Origin of the sequence: Pseudomonas sp. PDM18, from assembly GCF_014852585.1 — a bacterium.
Lineage (GTDB): Bacteria > Pseudomonadota > Gammaproteobacteria > Pseudomonadales > Pseudomonadaceae > Pseudomonas.
Map to the genome: position 1 here is coordinate 67587 of NZ_JACVBX010000005.1, position 18264 is coordinate 85850.

Annotated in this window: 20 protein-coding genes; 11 read left to right on the forward strand and 9 right to left on the reverse strand. The window is 66.1% G+C overall.

Annotated features, from left to right (window positions below):
* Positions 1–32: 32 nt before the first annotated feature.
* Positions 33–386: a hypothetical protein gene (locus tag IB274_RS12265; protein ID WP_192432252.1), complete on the reverse strand. Its 354-nt coding sequence runs from the start codon at positions 384–386 to the stop codon at positions 33–35.
* 108 nt (positions 387–494) lie between these two features.
* Between IB274_RS12265 and IB274_RS12270 the strand changes: the two genes are divergently transcribed.
* Entirely contained in the window at positions 495–1490 is a 996-nt protein-coding gene (locus IB274_RS12270; protein WP_192432253.1) for a hydrolase, read from the forward strand.
* An 82-nt stretch (positions 1491–1572) separates the two neighbouring features.
* A complete protein-coding gene (locus IB274_RS12275; RefSeq protein WP_192432254.1) occupies positions 1573–1989 on the forward strand; it encodes a GNAT family N-acetyltransferase in 417 nt (138 codons plus the stop codon).
* A gap of 227 nt (positions 1990–2216) precedes the next feature.
* Here the strand turns inward: IB274_RS12275 and IB274_RS12280 are convergent, their stop codons facing one another.
* Positions 2217–2870, reverse strand: a complete 654-nt coding sequence (locus IB274_RS12280; RefSeq protein ID WP_192432255.1) for a TetR/AcrR family transcriptional regulator — start codon at positions 2868–2870, stop codon at positions 2217–2219.
* 245 nt (positions 2871–3115) lie between these two features.
* Here IB274_RS12280 and IB274_RS12285 point away from each other — a divergent pair, with 245 nt between their 5' ends.
* The 6 genes from IB274_RS12285 to ggt all read left to right on the forward strand — a co-directional run bounded on the left by IB274_RS12285 (position 3116) and on the right by ggt (position 9745).
* Positions 3116–4546, forward strand: a complete 1431-nt coding sequence (locus IB274_RS12285) for a coniferyl aldehyde dehydrogenase (protein WP_192432256.1) — start codon at positions 3116–3118, stop codon at positions 4544–4546.
* Between the two features lie 33 nt (positions 4547–4579).
* Complete coding sequence (locus IB274_RS12290) at positions 4580–5125, forward strand: twin-arginine translocation pathway signal protein (protein WP_192432257.1); 546 nt, start codon at positions 4580–4582, stop codon at positions 5123–5125.
* Positions 5126–5164: 39 nt separating this feature from the next.
* The gene (locus IB274_RS12295) at positions 5165–6760 is read left to right on the forward strand and encodes a GMC family oxidoreductase (RefSeq protein ID WP_192432258.1); all 1596 of its coding nucleotides are present in this window, start codon (positions 5165–5167) and stop codon (positions 6758–6760) included.
* A gap of 294 nt (positions 6761–7054) precedes the next feature.
* On the forward strand, positions 7055–7534 hold the full coding sequence (gene coaD / locus IB274_RS12300) for a pantetheine-phosphate adenylyltransferase (protein WP_024767001.1): 480 nt from the start codon (positions 7055–7057) through the stop codon (positions 7532–7534).
* Positions 7535–7666: 132 nt separating this feature from the next.
* Positions 7667–7918: a YfhL family 4Fe-4S dicluster ferredoxin gene (locus tag IB274_RS12305; protein ID WP_017521427.1), complete on the forward strand. Its 252-nt coding sequence runs from the start codon at positions 7667–7669 to the stop codon at positions 7916–7918.
* Positions 7919–8041: 123 nt separating this feature from the next.
* Complete coding sequence (ggt, locus tag IB274_RS12310) at positions 8042–9745, forward strand: gamma-glutamyltransferase (RefSeq protein ID WP_192432259.1); 1704 nt, start codon at positions 8042–8044, stop codon at positions 9743–9745.
* Here ggt and IB274_RS12315 read toward each other — a convergent pair whose 3' ends face one another.
* From IB274_RS12315 to nudE, 6 genes are all read right to left on the reverse strand, one after another.
* Entirely contained in the window at positions 9746–11593 is a 1848-nt protein-coding gene (locus IB274_RS12315) for a Na/Pi cotransporter family protein (protein ID WP_192432260.1), read from the reverse strand.
* 63 nt (positions 11594–11656) lie between these two features.
* Positions 11657–11995 (reverse strand): multidrug transporter, encoded by a 339-nt coding sequence (locus IB274_RS12320; RefSeq protein ID WP_192432261.1) that lies wholly within the window; start codon positions 11993–11995, stop codon positions 11657–11659.
* An 84-nt stretch (positions 11996–12079) separates the two neighbouring features.
* Positions 12080–12658: a lysophospholipid acyltransferase family protein gene (locus tag IB274_RS12325; protein WP_192432262.1), complete on the reverse strand. Its 579-nt coding sequence runs from the start codon at positions 12656–12658 to the stop codon at positions 12080–12082.
* A gap of 83 nt (positions 12659–12741) precedes the next feature.
* Positions 12742–13554, reverse strand: a complete 813-nt coding sequence (gene mutM, locus IB274_RS12330; RefSeq protein WP_192432263.1) for a bifunctional DNA-formamidopyrimidine glycosylase/DNA-(apurinic or apyrimidinic site) lyase — start codon at positions 13552–13554, stop codon at positions 12742–12744.
* A 39-nt stretch (positions 13555–13593) separates the two neighbouring features.
* A complete protein-coding gene (cysQ, locus tag IB274_RS12335) occupies positions 13594–14412 on the reverse strand; it encodes a 3'(2'),5'-bisphosphate nucleotidase CysQ (RefSeq protein WP_192432264.1) in 819 nt (272 codons plus the stop codon).
* Positions 14412–14978 carry an ADP compounds hydrolase NudE gene (gene nudE / locus IB274_RS12340; protein ID WP_192432265.1) on the reverse strand — a complete coding sequence of 189 codons (567 nt, stop codon included), beginning with the start codon at positions 14976–14978 and terminating at the stop codon, positions 14412–14414. Before nudE ends, cysQ begins: the two co-directional genes overlap by 1 nt.
* A gap of 126 nt (positions 14979–15104) precedes the next feature.
* Here nudE and yrfG point away from each other — a divergent pair, with 126 nt between their 5' ends.
* Complete coding sequence (gene yrfG / locus IB274_RS12345) at positions 15105–15767, forward strand: GMP/IMP nucleotidase (RefSeq protein ID WP_192432266.1); 663 nt, start codon at positions 15105–15107, stop codon at positions 15765–15767.
* 70 nt (positions 15768–15837) lie between these two features.
* On the opposite strand, the gene lysM is transcribed toward yrfG, so the two are convergent.
* The gene (gene lysM / locus IB274_RS12350; RefSeq protein WP_192432267.1) at positions 15838–16275 is read right to left on the reverse strand and encodes a peptidoglycan-binding protein LysM; all 438 of its coding nucleotides are present in this window, start codon (positions 16273–16275) and stop codon (positions 15838–15840) included.
* A gap of 148 nt (positions 16276–16423) precedes the next feature.
* Between lysM and IB274_RS12355 the strand changes: the two genes are divergently transcribed.
* Positions 16424–17323 (forward strand): LysR family transcriptional regulator, encoded by a 900-nt coding sequence (locus IB274_RS12355; protein WP_192432268.1) that lies wholly within the window; start codon positions 16424–16426, stop codon positions 17321–17323.
* Positions 17324–17416: 93 nt separating this feature from the next.
* Positions 17417–18253 (forward strand): formate dehydrogenase accessory sulfurtransferase FdhD, encoded by an 837-nt coding sequence (gene fdhD, locus IB274_RS12360; RefSeq protein ID WP_192432269.1) that lies wholly within the window; start codon positions 17417–17419, stop codon positions 18251–18253.
* Positions 18254–18264 lie beyond the last annotated feature (11 nt).

The window sequence follows — 18264 nt, forward strand, 5'->3', positions numbered from 1 at the left end:
CGACACCTTGATGCTGCTGGTCCAGCAAGCCCTCAGATGGACTTGCCGGTATCGACGGTGCTGGTACGCACCAGTTCCACGCCATCGACCACCATCTTCCATTGGTTACCGTCCTGGTAGGGCGGCTTGGAGACCTTGAAGTGCGTGTCGAACGGACCGAAGCCCACGGTGAAACCGTCTGCTTCGTAGCGTTTGATCGGCGCCTCGATGGACTTCGAGGTGCTGCCCGACACCCGCTTGTAGACGACGCGCCCGTCGGCGGTGACCAGCAGGCTCATCTGCGGCGCAGTCCACAAGCCGACGTATGACTTGTGCTCCTGCGGCACCGGTTCGCCGCACGCGACGAGCCACAGCAAAAGGCTCAGCGCCGCGATTTTCTTCCACATTTCATCCCCTCCTTTGCGTGGGTTTCCCTGGCGAAGGATGCACAAGGCATCCATGGCACGGCCGACTTGGCGTTACTATCACAGCTCGTCGGCCCCATTCGATCCGTGATGACTATACCCTCCCCGTTCAAGCCCGCCTGGTGGCTACCCGGCCCGCACCTGCAAACCCTCTATGGCTCGCTCGCGCGCAAGGCGCCCAGCCTTGAGCGCACCCGCGAGCGCCTGTGGCTGGAAGACGGCGACTTCATCGACCTCGACTGGCACGGCCCGCACGAGGCGGATGCGCCGCTGGTGCTGGCGCTGCACGGGCTGACCGGCTCGTCGTCCTCGCACTACATCCTCGGCCTGCAGCAACAGCTGGCAGCGCAGGGGTGGGCCAGCGTGGCGCTGAACTGGCGCGGCTGCTCGGGCGAGTCGAATTTGCTGCCGCGCGGCTACCACTCGGGCGTCAGCGAAGACCTCGCCTCGGTGGTCGCCCACGTCCGCGCCAAGCGACCGATGGCGCCGCTCTACGCGGTGGGCTATTCGCTGGGCGGCAACGTGCTGCTCAAGTACCTGGGCGAAGCCTCGGGCAGCTGCCCGCTGAAAGGCGCAGTGGCGGTCTCGGTACCCTTCCGCCTGGACCAGTGTGCCGACCGCATCGGCATCGGCTTCTCCAGGGTCTACCAGGCGCATTTCATGCGCGAGCTGGTGGCCTATGTGCAGACCAAGCGCCAGGCCTTCGCCGCCGGCGGCCACGCGGAAAACCTCGCCGCGCTGGAACGTCTCGGGCCGCTGGATGGCATGCGCACCTTCTGGGACTTCGACGACCGGGTGACCGCACCGCTGCACGGTTTCGCCGATGTGCACGACTACTACCGGCGCGCCTCCAGCCGCTATTACCTGGGCGGTATCCGCGTGCCGACGCTGATCATCCAGTCCAGCGACGATCCGTTCATCCACGCCCACAGCGTTCCACGGCTGGACGAGCTGTCCGCTTCGACGCAGATGGAACTGCTGCCCCATGGCGGCCATGTCGGCTTCATCGGCGGCTCGCCAACGCGCCCGGATTACTACCTGGAGCGCCGTATCCCGCAGTGGCTGCGCGAACAGCGAGAGTCCTGACTGCGCTGGGTCAGCCACTGGGCGCCGGAATGAGGCAGACTGGAACTGCACCAGTAAGGAAACGCCAGGAAGGAGCGCCGCGATGCACGACACGCCGCTGACGATTCTGCACAACGAACCGCTGAGCGATGCACAGTGCGCGGGCATCGCCGCACTGTACCGCGCCGTGGGCTGGGGTTCGCCCGGCACCACCGCGGAGCTGCGCGACCTCTATGAATTCTCCAGCTACTTCCTGCTGGCCGTTGACGGCGAGCAGGTGCTCGGCCTGCTGCGCGCCGAAAGCGAAACGGCGCAGACCACGTGGCTTGCGGAAATCGCCGTGCTGCCGGGCTTCCAGTCCCGCGGGATCGGCCTTGCGCTGATGGCGCGCTTCCTCGCCGATCACCCGAACCGCACGCTCTACACCGATGCCACCGAGGGCGTGGAGGAGTTCTTCCTGCGTCACGGCATCGCCCTGCGTCGGCCACGGGTGCCGGGGCCGCGCCAGGTGGATGCCTGACGTGTTGAGCGGGATGGCCGGCGGATAACGCTGGCGCGTTATCCGCCCTACATAACCTGAGCCCCTTCCCAAGAGCCCCTCACCCTAACCCTCTCCCAGGGGGAGAGGGGACCGTTCGGCGCAAGGAGAAGCCAATTTATCAGCCGGCAGGATCTGCCCCCTCTCCCTACGGGAGAGGGTTGGGGTGAGGGAAAGGCGATCGCTCGGAAACATCCTGGCTGTAAGAATCAGCCTTCCAGCGGAACGTATAACCGGTCGAACACCGCCGCCACCGCCTCGCGGAACGCCGGGGCGATGTGCCCGCTTTCCAGCGCCAGCACCTGGTAGATACCGCGCCGCATCAGCGCTTCGCTGAGGTCGCTGGCCACTTCACGAGTGGTGCACAGGTAGCGCACCCAGGAGGTGAGGATGATCCAGGCGTTGAGGGTCAGGGCTTCGAGCTGGGGTTCGTCCATCTGCAGGATGCCGGCGTCGACGAAGCCCCGGTAAATCGCCTTGGCGTTGTCCATGGCGCGGCGGGCGAAGGAGCGATAGCCGGCGGCCAGCTCCGGGTCGGAATCCAGCAGGTGTTCCAGGTCGCGGTGCAGGAAGCGGTAATGCCACATCGCGGCGAGCAGCGCTTCGAGGTAGAAGGTCTTGTCCTCCACCGTCAACGCGCGCCCCTCGGGCAGGTGCAGGAACTGGTCGACGTGGCTTTCGTACTCGGCGAACAGCTGGGCGATGATCACCTGCTTGTTGCGGTAGTGGTAGTACAGGTTGCCCGGCGAGATGCCCAGGTGCGCGGCGATGTGGTTGGTGGTGACGCTGCGTTCGCCCTGGGCGTTGAACAGCTCCAGGCTGGCCTGGGCGATGCGGTCACGGGTGTTGATGCGTGGTGCCATTGCCAAAACTCGTCAAAGCGGATTGCGCGGACGCAAAGGTACACCGATTGCTACCACCTGACACAACGGGTGGGTCCGCCCAACTTTTCGTTGGCTGGGCCTGGCGGCGCGGAACCGGCATGCTGATTGACACTCTAGAGCAATTGCTCTAAAAAACCAGCGACAGCATAAAAACGCGAGGCATCCGGGATTCCTGTGCGAATCACCCGAGAGCCTCCCCACCACGCTTGCGCCAGGAGCCCGTCATGGTTGCCGATATCGCCTACCTGCAGCAGACCCAGCAGCAGATCAGTCAGCTGGAAACTCTTCTCGAACGCCAGCGCCAGGCGTATCGCGCCAACCCGATGCCCGACGCCGGCCAGCGCATCCAGTGGCTGAAAAGCCTCGCCAACCTGCTGGTGACCGAGCAGAAGGCGATCATCGACGCGATCAACGCCGACTTCAGCAACCGCTCCGCCGACGAGACCCTGCTCGCCGAAGTGCTGCCCAGCCTGCACGGCGTGCATTACGCGGCCAAGCGCGTGAAGAAGTGGATGAAGCCCTCGCGCCGCTCCGTGGGCATGCAGTTCATGCCAGCCTCGGCCAAGGTCATCTACCAGCCGCTGGGCGTGGTCGGCGTGATCGTACCGTGGAACTACCCGCTGTTCCTCGCCATCGGCCCGCTGACCGGGGCGCTGGCTGCCGGCAACCGGGTGATGATCAAGATGAGCGAATCCACCCCGGAATCCGCCCGCGTGCTGAAAGAGCTGCTGGGCAAAGTGTTCCCCGAAGACCTGGTCGCCGTGGTTCAGGGTGAAGTGGACGTCGGTGTGGCCTTCTCCAAGCTGCCCTTCGATCACCTGCTGTTCACCGGCGCCACCAGCGTCGGCAAGCACGTGATGCGCGCCGCCGCCGAGAACCTCACCCCGGTCACCCTGGAGCTGGGCGGCAAGTCGCCGGCCATCGTTTCCGCCAGCGTGCCGATGAAGGACGCCGCCGAGCGTATCGCCTTCGGCAAGTCGCTCAACGCCGGCCAGACCTGTGTGGCGCCGGACTATGTGCTGGTGCCGCAGAACCGCGTCGACGAGTTCGTCGAGAGCTACCGCCAGGTGGTCCAGGGCTTCTTCCCGAAACTGGAGAACAACCCTGACTACACCGCGATCATCAACGAGCGTCAGCTGTCGCGCCTGAACGGCTACCTCGCCGATGCCCAGGCCCGTGGCGCCACTGTCGTGCCGCTGTTCCCGCAGGCCCAGGGCCGCCGCCTGCCGCAGGCGCTGGTGCTGAACGTGACCGACGAGATGAAGATCATGCAGGAAGAGATCTTCGGCCCGCTGCTGCCGGTGATCCCCTACCAGAGCCTCGACCAGGCGCTCAGCTACATCAACGAGCGCGACCGCCCGCTGGCGCTGTACTTCTTCGGCTACGACAAGCGCGAGCAGGACCACGTACTGGCCCAGACCCATTCGGGCGGCGTGTGCCTGAACGACACCCTGCTCCACGTTGCCCAGGACGACATGCCGTTCGGCGGCGTCGGCCCGTCCGGCATGGGCCACTACCACGGCCACGAAGGCTTCCTGACCTTCTCCAAGGCCAAGGGCGTGTTCAGCAAGCCGCGCTTCAACGCCGCGCGGGTGATCTACCCGCCCTACGGCAAGTCGCTGCAGAAACTGGTCTACAAGCTGTTCATCCGCTGACCGACCCCATCCACCCAAGGTGACAGAACAAGAATGACAGACACCTCCCTGAGCGCGCCGGGACTCTCCCGGCGCGGCGTGCTCAAGATCGGCCTGCTGGGCGGAGCCTTCCTCGCCACGGCGGGCGTCACCGCCACCCTGAGCGGCTGCTCGGCCAGTACTCCGGCCAACGGTTTCGCCGTGCTGCGCGACTCCGACCTGCCCTTCCTGCGTGCGCTGATCCCGGTGATGCTGGCCGGCGCAGTGCCCGCCGAGCGCATGGCCGAGGCGGTCAAGGGCACCATCGAAAGCCTCGACAACAGCCTCAATCACCTCTCCCCGGAGATGCTCAAGCTCACCGTGCAGCTGTTCGACGTGCTCGCCCTGCCGATCACCCGCGGGCCGCTCACCGGCATCTGGGGCAGCTGGGACAACGCCAGCGCGGACGACGTGAAGAACTTCCTGAACCGCTGGCAGAACAGCTCCATCTCCCTGCTGAAGATGGGCCACAGCTCGCTGCTGCAACTGGTGATGATGGCCTGGTACGGGCGCACGGAATCCTGGGGCCACTGCGGCTACCCCGGCCCGCCGAAGATCTGATGTCACCAGAACAACAAGAATTCGCCTGAGAGATTCCCGATGCCCGTACCCGATCTGTTCGCCGAGGGCCTGGCCCGCGGCTGGAAAGTCCATAACGGCTCGCGCCTGGACAAGGACCTGACCCTGGAAGCCGACGTCGTCATCGTCGGCAGCGGCGCCGGTGGCGGCACCACCGCCGAAGCCCTGAGCGCTGCCGGCTACAAGGTGCTGCTGGTGGAAGAAGGCCCGCTCAAGACCAGCACAGACTTCAAGATGCAGGAGTCCGACGCCTACCCCAGCCTGTACCAGGAAGGCATCGGCCGGATGAGCAAGGATGGCGCCATCACCATCCTCCAGGGCCGCGCCGTGGGCGGCACCACCCTGGTCAACTGGACCTCCAGCTTCCGCACCCCCGAGCCGACCCTGGAACACTGGGCCAAGGAACACGACGTGAAGGGCCACAGCGTCGCCGAGATGGCGCCCTGGTTCGAGAAGATGGAGCAGCGGCTGGGCGTCGCGCCCTGGATCATGCCGCCCAACGCCAACAACGACGTGATCCGCAATGGCTGCGAGAAGCTCGGCCTGCACTGGAAGGTCATCCCGCGCAACGTCCGTGGCTGCTGGAACATCGGCTACTGCGGGATGGGCTGCCCGACCAACGCCAAGCAGTCGATGCTGGTGACTACCATTCCGGCGACCCTGGAGAAAGGCGGCGAACTGCTGTTCCTCGCCCGCGCCGACCGCCTGCTGCACGACGGCAACAAGGTCAGCAGCCTGGAGTGCTCGGCCATGGACGAGCGCTGCGTCGCCCCCACCGGCCGCAGGATCACCATCAAGGCGCGTCACTACGTGCTCTCCGGCGGCGGCATCAATACCCCGGCGATCCTCCTGCGCTCCAAGGCGCCGGACCCGAACGGCCGCGTCGGCCAGCGCACCTTCCTGCACACGGTGAACTTCAGCGCCGCCCTGTTCGACGAGGTCATCAACCCCTTCTACGGCGCGCCGCAGTCGATCTATTCCGACCACTTCCAGTGGGACGACGGCGCCGCCGGGCGCATGTCCTACAAGCTCGAAGTCCCGCCGCTACAGCCGGCGCTCAGCGCCACCCTGCTCGGCCGCTTCGGCGAGGACAACGCGCTGCGCATGGAGCAGCTGCCGCACACCAACGTGATCCTGGCGCTGATGCGCGACGGCTTCCATCCGGACAGCGCAGTCGGCTCGGTCAGCCTGCGCGGCGACGACACCCCGGTGCTCGACTACCAGATGACCGACTACACCTGGGACGGCATCCGCCGCGCCTTCCACACCATGGCCGACATCCAGTTCGCCGCTGGCGCCAAGGCCGTGCTGCCGCTGCATGCCGATGCCGACTACGTGAAGAGCGCCAAGGAAGCCCACGAACTGATCGACGGCCTGAGCCTGGAGCTCTACCGCACCCGCCTGGGCAGCGCCCACGTGATGGGCGGATGCGCCATGGGCGAGGATCCAAAGCAGTCGGTGTGCGACAGCCTCGGCCGCCACCACCAGTTGGAGAATCTGTCGATCCACGACGGCTCGCTGTTCCCCACCAGCATCGGCGCCAACCCGCAGCTCTCGGTCTACGGCCTCACCGCGCAACTGGCCGACGCCCTGGCCAAGCGCCTGGGCAGGGCCTGAGGCGCAATCCGGCTCCCGTAGGGCGCATAACGCGCCAGCGTTATCCGCCGCGGGTTGGCCGGCGGATAACCCGTTCCGGGTTATTCGCCCCACGAAACAGAGCAGCATCAGGCAAGACCACACGCGCAGGCTCTGGCACAGGCCCTGCGCGTGACTCACCGGTCTCTCGCCGGCTATCTCAGGTAGTCCGTTCACAGAAGCACTACCAAGGTCGCTTGGCCCCACGGACATGCTGCGTTACCATCCGCCCGCTATTGCACCAGCCTGCCAACAAGAGCCGACCAGGACGCCGCGATGAATCGAGTGTTGTACCCGGGTACCTTCGACCCCATCACCAAAGGCCATGCCGATCTGGTGGAACGCGCCTCGCGACTGTTCGACCAGGTGATCATTGCCGTCGCCGCCAGCCCCAAGAAAAACCCCCTGTTCCCGCTGGAACAGCGCGTAGAACTGGCCCGCCAGGTCACCTCGCACCTGCCCAACGTGGAAGTCGTCGGTTTCTCGACGCTGCTCGCCCATTTCGCCAAGGAACAGAACGCCAACATCCTGCTACGCGGCCTGCGTGCGGTGTCGGACTTCGAGTACGAGTTCCAGCTGGCCAACATGAACCGCCAGCTCGCGCCCGACCTGGAAAGCATGTTCCTCACGCCGTCGGAGAAATACTCCTTCATCTCCTCCACCCTGGTGCGCGAGATCGCGGCGCTGGGCGGCGACATCACCAAGTTCGTGCATCCCGCGGTGGCCAGCGCCCTGGCCGAGCGCTTCAAGCGCTGACCGCGCAACCGCCAAGGACGGCGGTTTCCGTCTGCTGACTCCCCTTCGCGTGCACTAACCGCGCCGATACGGCACAATTTCACCATTGTTGCTACCGATCGCCATGGCTGCCGTCATGGTTGGAGTTGTTCGATGTCCCTGAAAATCACTGACGATTGCATCAACTGCGACGTCTGCGAACCCGAGTGCCCCAATGCCGCGATCTCCCAGGGCGAGGAGATCTACGTCATCGACCCGAACCTGTGCACCGAGTGCGTCGGTCACTATGACGAGCCGCAGTGCCAGCAGGTCTGCCCGGTCGACTGCATCCCCCTCGACGAAAGCAACGTCGAGAGCAAGGATCAGCTGATGGAAAAGTACAAGAAGCTCACCGGCAAAGCCTGACTTCGCGCGTTTCGACACTTTTTCATTGAGTTCTCACAAACCCGGGGCGTTGTGGATTGTCTATCCTCCACCTTCGCCCCGTTTGGTTTTCCAGCCGGCCCTGCCGGCGGTTCGTGAGATGCCATGTCCTCGTTGAATTCCCGCTCCCGCGCCTCCCTGCTTGGCTTCTGTAGCCTCCTGCTGCTGAGCTTTGCCCTGCACGCTGCGGAACATCCGGCCCAGGCCAGCGTTGCCAGCGCGCACCCATCGGCTACCGTGGCCGGCCTGGAGACCCTCGCTGACGGCGGTAACGCCTTCGACGCCGCCGTGGCCATCGCTGCTGCGCTGGCGGTGGTCGAGCCCTATGGTTCCGGCCTGGGCGGGGGCGGCTTCTTCCTGCTACGCAAGGCCGGCAACCCGCCGACCTACCACTTCATCGACGCCCGCGAACGCGCCCCGCTAGCCGCCCACGCGCGGATGTACGAGCGCAACGGCAAGGTCGACCCGCAACTGTCGCTCAACGGCCCGCTGGCCGCCGGCATCCCCGGCCTGCCCGCCGCCCTGACGGACATCACCAGCCGCTATGGCCGCAAGACCCTGGCGAACAACCTTGTGCCGGCGATCCGCCTTGCCACCGACGGCGTGTCCATCGACCGCGTCTACATCGACCGCGCCTCCTGGCGTCTGGACGCGATGCGCAAGGACCGCGAGACCGCGCGCATCTTCCTCGATCAGGGCAACCTGCCCGAGGAATACAGCCTGATGCGCCAGCCACAGCTGGCCAACACCCTGGAGAAGCTGGCGCGCTACGGCCGTATCGGCTTCTACGAAGGCGAGACCGCGGAGAAACTGGTGGATGGCGTGCGCGCCGCCGGCGGCGTCTGGAGCCTGGAAGACCTCGCCAGCTACCGCACCGTCGAACGCCAGGCACTGCGCTACCCGCTGGCCGACGGCCGCGAACTGATCAGCGCCCCGCCGCCCTCCGCCGGCGGCGTGGCCCTGGCGCAAAGCCTGGGCATGCTGCAGCAACTGCCTTGGCAGAAAGCCGAACCGGTGCAGCGCGCGCATTACGTAGTCGAAGCCCTGCGCCGCGCCTACCGTGACCGCGGCCTGCTGGGCGACCCGGACCGCGTCGCCAACCCGGTCAACCAACTGCTCGCGCCGGACTACCTGAAGCGCCTGGCCGCCGGTATCGATCCGCAGCGCGCCACGCCCAGCTCCTCCCTGCCGCCGGCACCCGCCTGGCGCGAAGGCGATCACACCACCCACTTCGTGGTAATGGACGCCGACGGCAATGCCGTCGCCGCCACTTTGTCGGTCAACCTTCCGTTCGGCGCGGCCTTCACCGTGCCGGGCACCGGCGTATTGCTCAACGACGAGATGGACGACTTCGCCACCGACGTCAGCGGCGCCAACGCCTACCAGTTGGCCGGCAGCCAGGCCAATGCGGTGGCCGCCGGCAAGCGCCCGCTGTCGAGCATGAGCCCGAGCTTCATCGAAAGCCCCACCGAACTGGCCGCCTTTGGTACGCCGGGCGGCAGCCGGATTCCCAGCATGGTGCTGCTGGCAATGCTGGAGTATCTGGACGGTAAGCCGGTGCAGCGCTGGGTCTCTTCGCCGCGCTACCACCATCAGTTCCTGCCCGACGTGATCGAGCATGAACCGCGCGCCTTCACCGCCGCCGAAATGGCCGACCTGCAGCGCCGGGGCTACACCCTCAAGGACGTCGGTCGCGCCTATGGCAACCAGCAGGTGTTGCTGTGGAACAAGAAGTCCGGCGAGGTGCAGTCCGCCAGTGATCCGCGCGGCATCGGTCTGGCGACCGAACTGGCGGCGCCGCTGCGCTGATCAGGGCAGGATGAGGGCCGGAGCGTCCTCTTCGCGAGCATCGAACAAACCATGTTCGGTGCCCAGTTGCAGCACGTTGCGCAAGCTCTGGATGATCCGGCTGACGTAGCCCAGGTCGTTCATCAGCGAGCTCATCTGCAGGCCGTCCAGCTCCTGTCGGCGCACCGCCGCGAACAGGCGCTGGCGGAACGCCGCATCGAACTCCGCAGCGCTTTCGTCGAGCAACTGCAGACGCGCCACCAAAGCCTCCTCCGGCAGATCGCCGCCAAGCAGCGAGCCCAGCGCGCGGACTTCACGCAACATACCGATCAGGTGCCGGCGCAGCTCGACGTAGGTGTCGCGCAGCGTCGAAGGCTCACCCAGCAGTGCCTGGCCGAGGTTCTTCTGCAGGTGCTTGGCGTCCTTCACCGCGTCCACCAGCTGCAGCGCCACCACCTGGCAGGACAGCCAGAAGCGCTGGTGTTCCTCGTCCAGCGGCACTTCCAGGCGGCTCATGAAGCTCAGCAGGTCGCCATACACACCCTTGATATGGCGCTGGTAAAGCACTTCCGCTGCCAGCGCATGGCGATCCGGTGCAGCCTGCAGCTGGCTCTCGTCCACCCGCGGCTGGTTGAGCATCTCCACCGGCAGGTACAGCGCGTGGCAGATCACCTCGATGCTCAGGCGCCCCAGGTGGCGCAACTCCTGCAGCACCGCGCTGGCGGCAGCGTCGGCGGAGTCCAGCGCGCGTTCGTTGAGGTAGCGCGCATGGGTGCGTTCGATGGAGGGCAGAGCCGGCGCCATGTCGGTGATCAGCACCGTCGGCTCTTCGACCTCCGGCAGCCAGCGCACGAGCGCATTGGCCAATGCACCCTGGATCGGCCAGAACAGCACCACGCCCATGCCATTGAACAGGGTGTGGAACAACGCCAGCTGGATCATCGGGTTGTCCGCCAGCCCCACCGGCGTCACCAGCCAGTGCACCAGCCAGGTCAGCGGTGCGAGCAGGAGGAACGCCAGCACCCCGGTCACCACGTTGAACAGCACGTGCGCCAGCGCCAATCGTTGCCCGCTGCGGTTGCCGCCCAGGGAGCCGACAAAGGCCGTGGTGACGCTGCTGCCGACATTGGAGCCGATGGCGATCGCAAGGCTCTGACCCAACTCCAGCTGGCCGCCCGCAAGGGCGGCTAACGTCAGCATCAGGGTCGCGTGACTGGACTGCAGCACCACGGTGATGAGGATGCCGAAAGTGACGAACAGCAGCGCGCCGAGCATGCCCTCCGAGCGCAGTTCGCTCATGTCCATGGCGTCGCCGAAGCTGCCGAAGCCATCCTTGATCTGGTCGATGCCCAGGAAGATGAAGGCGATGCCCAGCAGGATGCGTCCGGCGGCCTTGCTCTTGGCGCCGTTGAACCCCATCAGCACGCCGAACACCAGCAAGGGCAGCGCCAGGGGGCTGAGGCTGAGGTTCTGCCCGGCCAGCGCCAGCAACCAGATGCCGCTGGTGGCACCGAGGTTTGCCCCAAAAAGAATGGCGATACCACCGGCCAACTGGATCAGCCCGGTGCTGATGAAGGCGATGGTGAGCAGGGAAACCAGGGTCGAGGATTGCAGTAGAAAGGTGCCGATGAGGCCGAACAGCAGGCTCTTGCCGCGGGTTGCGGTGCTCTTCTCCAGCCAGCGTTCGAGCTGGCTGCCGGCGAGGTCGCGCAGGCCTTCCTCCAGGCACTGCATGCCGAACAGGAACAGCGCCAGGCCCGCTCCCAACTGCAGCAGACCGGCGCTGGACCAGAAGGTGTAGCCCAGGGCGACGGCGACCAGCAGCAGAAGCAGCGGACGCAGGTGCTTCTTCAGCGCGCTCAGGTTCATCGGCTACCCAAGGAGTTCACCCGGCGATCCGGGCTGGCGAGGCGGCCACGCCGCCCCAGCCGATCAGTCCTTCTTGTAGCCGCTGGTGGTGCAGCCCAGGCAGCGCACGAAGGCGGCCTTGCCCGGATCGACCACGAGCGCCTGACCGGCTTCCTTGACGTTACCGCCAGCCGCACTGAACGGCAGGGTCACCACGAAGGCCGCGGTACCGACCACGGTGGCGGCGATCAGCAGCGGACGCGCGATCAGCAAGTCACCGAGCATCGAATAAAACGGTGGGGCCGAGACGACGTAGGTCGGGTCGCCACTGACGTTGCTCACTTCTTCCTGAGCAACAGCCGGCAGCACCGAAAATGCACAGACCAGTGCCATCGCAGTGGCGGCGGTGCGGAACAGGGTCATGGAGGGAAGTCCTTTTTTGTGTAGTTGGGGCAGGCAGACTGCCATAACTATAACAGCGCTCCATGACTTGTCGCGTGACAGCCTTCAATCGCCGAAGAATGCGTATTCCGGCTTTTTCGGCACGAACGGCCGATAGAACGCCAGCATCCGGCGCAGGTCGACGGCTTCATCGCCGGTGGGCCAGAACGGCTCGCCGATGACGATGCGCCGGCCGGGGTAATCCAGCGCCGCCAGCACGATGGGCACGCCCGCGCCACGGGCGATGTGGTAGAAGCCCATTTTCCAGCGTTCGACCTTCTTGCGCGTGCCCTCCGGGGAGAGGATCAGCATCATCTCGCGGTTATCGTGAAAGGCCTGGATCGCCTGGTCCACGGTATTCAGCTTGCGGTGGCGCTGGATCGGGATGCCGCCCCAGCGGCGCATGAGGCCGCCAAAGGGCCCGCGGAAGATGGTGTGCTTGCCGAACCAGCGGGCGTTCAGGCGCAGCACGAACTTCACCGCCAGAAAGAGAATGAAGTCCCAGTTGGACGTATGGTGCGCGCCGATCACCACGAACTTGTCGAGTGGGGGCAGCGCACCTTCGATACGCCAGCCGGCCAGGCGCAGCATGCTGTGGCCGAGCGCCTCGGCGAACGGGTTGCGGGGCAGATAGTTGCCGGACATGAGTCACCTGAAGGCCCCTCTTCGGAGGCCTTTGTTGTTATGAGGGAGGGCAGATCGGGCAGCTTAACGGCCGCCCACGGGCTTCAGCGTTGGCAGCGCGGACAGTAGACGCTGGCGCGCTGGCCGAGGCGCACTTCGCGCAGGGTCGAACCACAGGCCTTGCACGGCTCGCCACCGCGCCCATAGGCGAAGAGTTCCTGCTGGAAATAGCCAGGCTGGCCATCGCCACCGACGAAGTCGCGCAGCGTGGTGCCGCCGCGTTCGATGGCAATGGCGAGGATGCGCTTGATCTCCTGGGCGAGCTTAACGTAGCGCGCCCGCGAGATGGTTCCGGCTTCGCGGCGCGGGTCGATACCAGCAGCGAACAGCGCCTCGGTGGCGTAGATGTTGCCCACGCCGACTACCACCGCGTTGTCCATGATGAAGGGCTTCACCGCCATGCTGCGGTTGCGCGACAGCTGGAACAGCCGCTCGCCCTCGAAGGCATCGGTCAGCGGCTCCGGACCGAGGTGGCGCAGCAGTTCGTGCTCCAGCGGCGTCAGGCTCCAGAGCAACGCGCCGAAGCGACGCGGGTCGGTGTAGCGCAGCGCCATGCCCGATTCCAACTCGATATCCACGTGCTCGTGACGCGCCGCCGGCGTGCCGCATTCCACCAGACGCAGGTTGCCAGACATACCCAGGTGGCTGATCAGCGTGCCCACCTCGGCATTGAGCAACAGGTACTTGGCGCGCCGCTCCACCTTCACGATGCGCTGTCCGGACAGGCGAACGTCCAGATCCTCGGGAATCGGCCAGCGCAAGCGGCGCTCGCGGACGATCACGCGGCTGACGCGCTGGCCTTCGAGGTGGGGCGCGATGCCCCGGCGGGTGGTTTCGACTTCAGGTAATTCGGGCATGGGTCAGAATTTCTGAGGAGCTATCTGTAGGGTAAGGGGTCAGTCCAGCGCGCGGGCGAGCTGGATAAGGTCACCGCGCCAGGCCGCGTCCTTGGGCAACGCCAGGAAGGACCCGTTGAGCAGACTCTCTCGCGCTTCATAGGTGAAGGGCTCGCCGCGCACGTCCAGCACTTCTCCGCCAGCGCCTTCCAGCACGCCCTGGGCCGCAGCGGTGTCCCACTGGCTGGTCGGCGCAAGGCGCGGATAGCAGTCCGCCGAGCCTTCGGCGAGCAGGCAGAACTTCAGGGAGCTGCCGATATTGGCCAGGTTCAGGTCGCCGAAGCGCTGCGCGAGACCGGCCAGCAGCTTTTCCTGCTGCGGACTGGAGTGGCGCTTGCTGGCCACCACGGTGAAGACGTCGTCCGGCTCGGTGCGCACTTCGATGGCTTCGGGCTCGTTGCCGCGATCCTCGCACCAGGCGCCCAGGCCGGCACCGCCGTAGTAGCAGCGGCCGCTGGCCGGAATGCCGACCACGCCGAAAACCACCCGGCCGTGCTCGATCAGCGCGACGTTGACGGTGAATTCGTCACTGCCGGAGATGAACTCCTTGGTGCCGTCCAGCGGATCAACCAGCCACCAGCGGGTCCACTGGGCACGCTGTTCCAGCGGAATGTCGCAGTCCTCCTCGGACAGCACCGGCACATCTGGCGCCAGCGCGCGCAGACCGTCGGCCAGCACGCGGTGGGCGGCCAGGTCGGCGGCGGTCACCGGTGACTCGTCCGCCTTGCTCTGGACATCCAGGTCGCCTTGCCAGAAGGGCAGGATCACATCGCCTGCCTTGTGCACCAGGTCGATCACGGCAGGCAGAAAAGCATTCATCACGGCTGGAATTCCCCTCGTTGGGTCAGCAGGTCACGTACCAGATAGAGCGCGGCCAGGGCCCGCCCTTCGCTGAACTGGGCATTCTGCGCAAGACTGGAAAGCTCACGCAGGCTGATCTTGTCCACGCCCATCGGCTCGGGCTCGTCGCCGGGCAGCGATTCCGCGTAGAGGTCGCGGGCGAGCACCACCTGGATGCGCTGGCTCATGTAACCGGGCGACAGCGATAGCTCGGTGATGTACTCGAGCTGGTGGGCGCCATAGCCGGCTTCTTCCTTCAGCTCGCGGTTGGCGGCGTCGAGGATGTCCTCCCCCGGCTCCACCAGGCCCTTGGGCAGCGACAGCTGGTACTCGTCGACTCCGGCGCAGTACTCCTCGACCAGCACGGCGTGTTCGGCGTCGAGCATGGCGATCACCATCACCGCGCCGTAGCCCTGCCCCTTGCCCACCAGGCGCTCGTAGGTACGCTCAACGCCATTGGAGAAGCGCAGCTGCAGCTCCTCGACGGCGAAAAGCCGGCTTCTGGCAACGATCTCTCGGGCGAGGACCGTGGGTTTCTGACGCATGGGGCGACTCCTGGGGGTGGCCGGGTCGGCTATGATAACCCGCCTTTTCCGATTCTCCGTGTCAGATATCGCGCCGATTCCGTCCACCGGCGGCGCAATTGCGACACCCTTTTGCGAAAGCCCAGCATGCCACGCCTGCCCTGGAACCAGATCGACACCGTCCTCCTCGACATGGACGGCACCTTGCTCGATCTGCATTTCGACAACCACTTTTGGCTCGAACACCTGCCGCAACGCTATGCCGAACACCACGGCATCAGCCGCGCCGAGGCCGACGCCGAGCTGCTGCCGTTGTTCCGCGACAACGCAGGCTTGCTCAACTGGTACTGCCTGGACTTCTGGAGTCGTGAGCTCAAGCTGTCGATCCTCGACCTCAAGCACGAGGTCGCCGACCTCATCGCGCTGCGCCCGGACGCCGACCTGTTCCTCGCCGAACTGCGCCGGCATGGCAAGCGCGCGGTGCTGATCACCAATGCCCACCGTGATTCGCTGTCGCTGAAGATGCAGCGGGTGGAGCTGTCGCCCTGGTTCGACCGGCTGATCAGCTCCCACGACTATGGTTTCCCCAAGGAGGACCAGCAGTTCTGGCAGGCGCTGCGGGCGGACGTCGGTTTCGATCCGGCGCGAAGCCTGTTCATCGACGACAGCCTGCCGATCCTGCGTGCCGCGCGGACCTTCGGCGTCGCCCAGTTGCTGGCGGTGCGCCAGCCGGACAGCCGCCAGGGGCCGAAGGACACCGAGGAATTCGCCGCCCAGGAAGACTACCGGGCGCTGCTCGACGGGTTATGAGGCGCGCGGCTGCAGAAACAGCGAGCCCGGCGCGAGGCCGGGCTCGTGGACTGCCTGTTGCAAAATCCGCTTATTCCGGAATCCGCAGTACCTGGCCGGGATAGATCTTGTCCGGATGGCTGAGCAGCGGCTTGTTCGCCTCGAAAATCTTGTTGTAAAGGTTGGCGTTGCCGTACTCCGCCTTGGCGATGGCGCTGAGCGTGTCGCCCTTTTTCACCGTAACGAAGCGCGCTTCCGGGGCCGGGGCGGCGACGGTGATGTGGTCCTCCACACCGGAAACACCCGCGACGTTGCCCAGCGCGAGGAGGATTTTCTCCTTCTCTTCCTGGCTGGCCACTTCACCCGTGGCGATCACCTTGTCGCCTTCGACGCTGACCTGGATGTTCGGGTTGCCCAGACCCACCTTGGCGATGTGGTCCTTGAGCGATTCGGCGGCCTGCGCCTCCTGGCCCACAATGCTTTCCCACAGCTTCTCGCCGGCTTCCTTCACGAACGCAAAAATGCCCATTTCCAACCTCCTTACGGTTACAGTGACAAGCGGCCGGCATTGGGCAGACCGCGCGCCCCTGGAGTCTAGACGGCGACTTCCGCAGCGCCTGACGGAAAAGCCCTAATCCTTCCCCGACCCGACAGAACGCCCCGGAGCCCTCCCGCCGATGGACATCAAGCAGCTGAAATTCCTCTGCGCCCTGGACGAGACGCGGCATTTCGGCCAGGCGGCGGCGCGCTGCCATGTCACCCAGCCAACCCTGTCCATGCGCTTGCGCAGCCTGGAGGAAGAGCTAGGCCTGGAACTGGTGCGCCGCGGGCAGCGCTTCGAGGGCTTCACCGAAGCCGGCGAGCGCGTATTGGCCTGGGCCCGCAGCCTGCTGGCAGCCCACGACGGCCTGTATGCCGAAGCGGCCGCCTGCCGCGGCCAACTGGTCGGCACCCTGCGCCTGGGCCTGGTACCCCTGGCGGGGTTCGACCCCATGCGGCTGATCGAGCTGTTCGCCCAGCGCCACCCGGAACTGCGCTTCCAGCTGTTCGCCCTGAGCTCGGAAAACATCCTCGAAGGCCTGGGCCGCAATCAGCTGGACCTCGGCCTGTCGTACCTCGACCGACTCGACCGCGAGCACTTCGAAAGCCTGGAACTGGCCGCCACGCGCATGGGCCTGCTGCATGACCGCCGGCACTTCCAGATCGACAGCCCGACCCTGAGCTGGGATGCCCTGGCGGAGCTGCCACTGGGTCTGCTCTCGGCCGGCATGCACTTCCGCCAGTCCATCGACCACGGCTTCCGCAGCCGAGGCCTGACCCCCCAGGCGCGCCTGGAGACCGACGCCGTGCACCAACTGGTGCAGGCCGTTGAGCGCGGGCTGTGTTGCGCGATCATGCCGCTGGGCAGCGGGCTGGACGCCCAGGGCGAGCACTTCGCCCTCACCCCGATAGAGGACGCGCGCACGCTGGCGCCGCTGGGCCTGATCCTGCGCCGCAGCGAGCCGCGCTCGGCGTTGGCCGAGGCCTGCTTCCGCGAAGCGGCGGTTTTGCTGGACGGTTCCGAGACCGACCGATAGACCGCGTCGATCACAACATCGACAGCAGCCATTAGACGCTGCCACGGCATAGGCATAGGCTGGTCGTATTACTAGAACCACAGGGCTCAGCCCATGCCTTGCCTGATCACCCGCCCGGCCAGCGCCGCGGTCCGGGATACCGTCGTGCCTGCCGACGGCTACAGCTACGCCGAACTCACCCCGAAGGGCGGCACCGGTCGCGCCGCGCTGGCCGGCGAAGTCGCCCTGGCGATTGCCTACAACGGGCTCAGCCAGGCCGTCATGATGGTCTCGCCGAACGACCTGGAAGACTTCGTCTACGGTTTCAGCCTAGGCGCCGGCCTCATCGCCTCCATCGACGACATCTATGACGTGCGCCTGTCGCCCCACGGCGATGCCATCGCCGCCGAGTTGCAAGTCAGCAATCGCGCCTTCTGGGCCCTCAAGGACCAGCGCCGGCAACTTGCTGGCAATACCGGCTGCGGCCTGTGCGGCGTCGAGGCACTGGACCAGGCGCTGCCCGATCTGCCGGTGCTGCCATCGGCGCCACTGCCGCCCGCCGCGCACCTCGAGCACCTGCGTGAACGGGTCAACGCCGTGCAGGAGATCGGCCGCCGCAGTGGCGCGCTGCACGCCGCGCTGTTCGTCGATGCCGCCGGCGAGATACGCCTGTGCCGCGAGGACATCGGCCGCCACAACGCCCTCGACAAGCTGATCGGTGCCCTCAAGCGCCAGCGCCTGGACCTGGCCGGCGGTTTTGCCGTGGTCACCAGCCGCTGCAGCCTGGAACTTATCCACAAGGCCGTGCGCGGCGGGCTGTCGACCCTGGTCAGCCTTTCCGCGCCGACCGCCCTCACCGTGCAGTGGGCCCGCGAGCACAACCTGAACCTGATCCACCTGCCGCACCGCAGCGCGCCGCGCATCTATAGCCCGGCTCCGCCAGACGCCTGAACGCCCGTTTT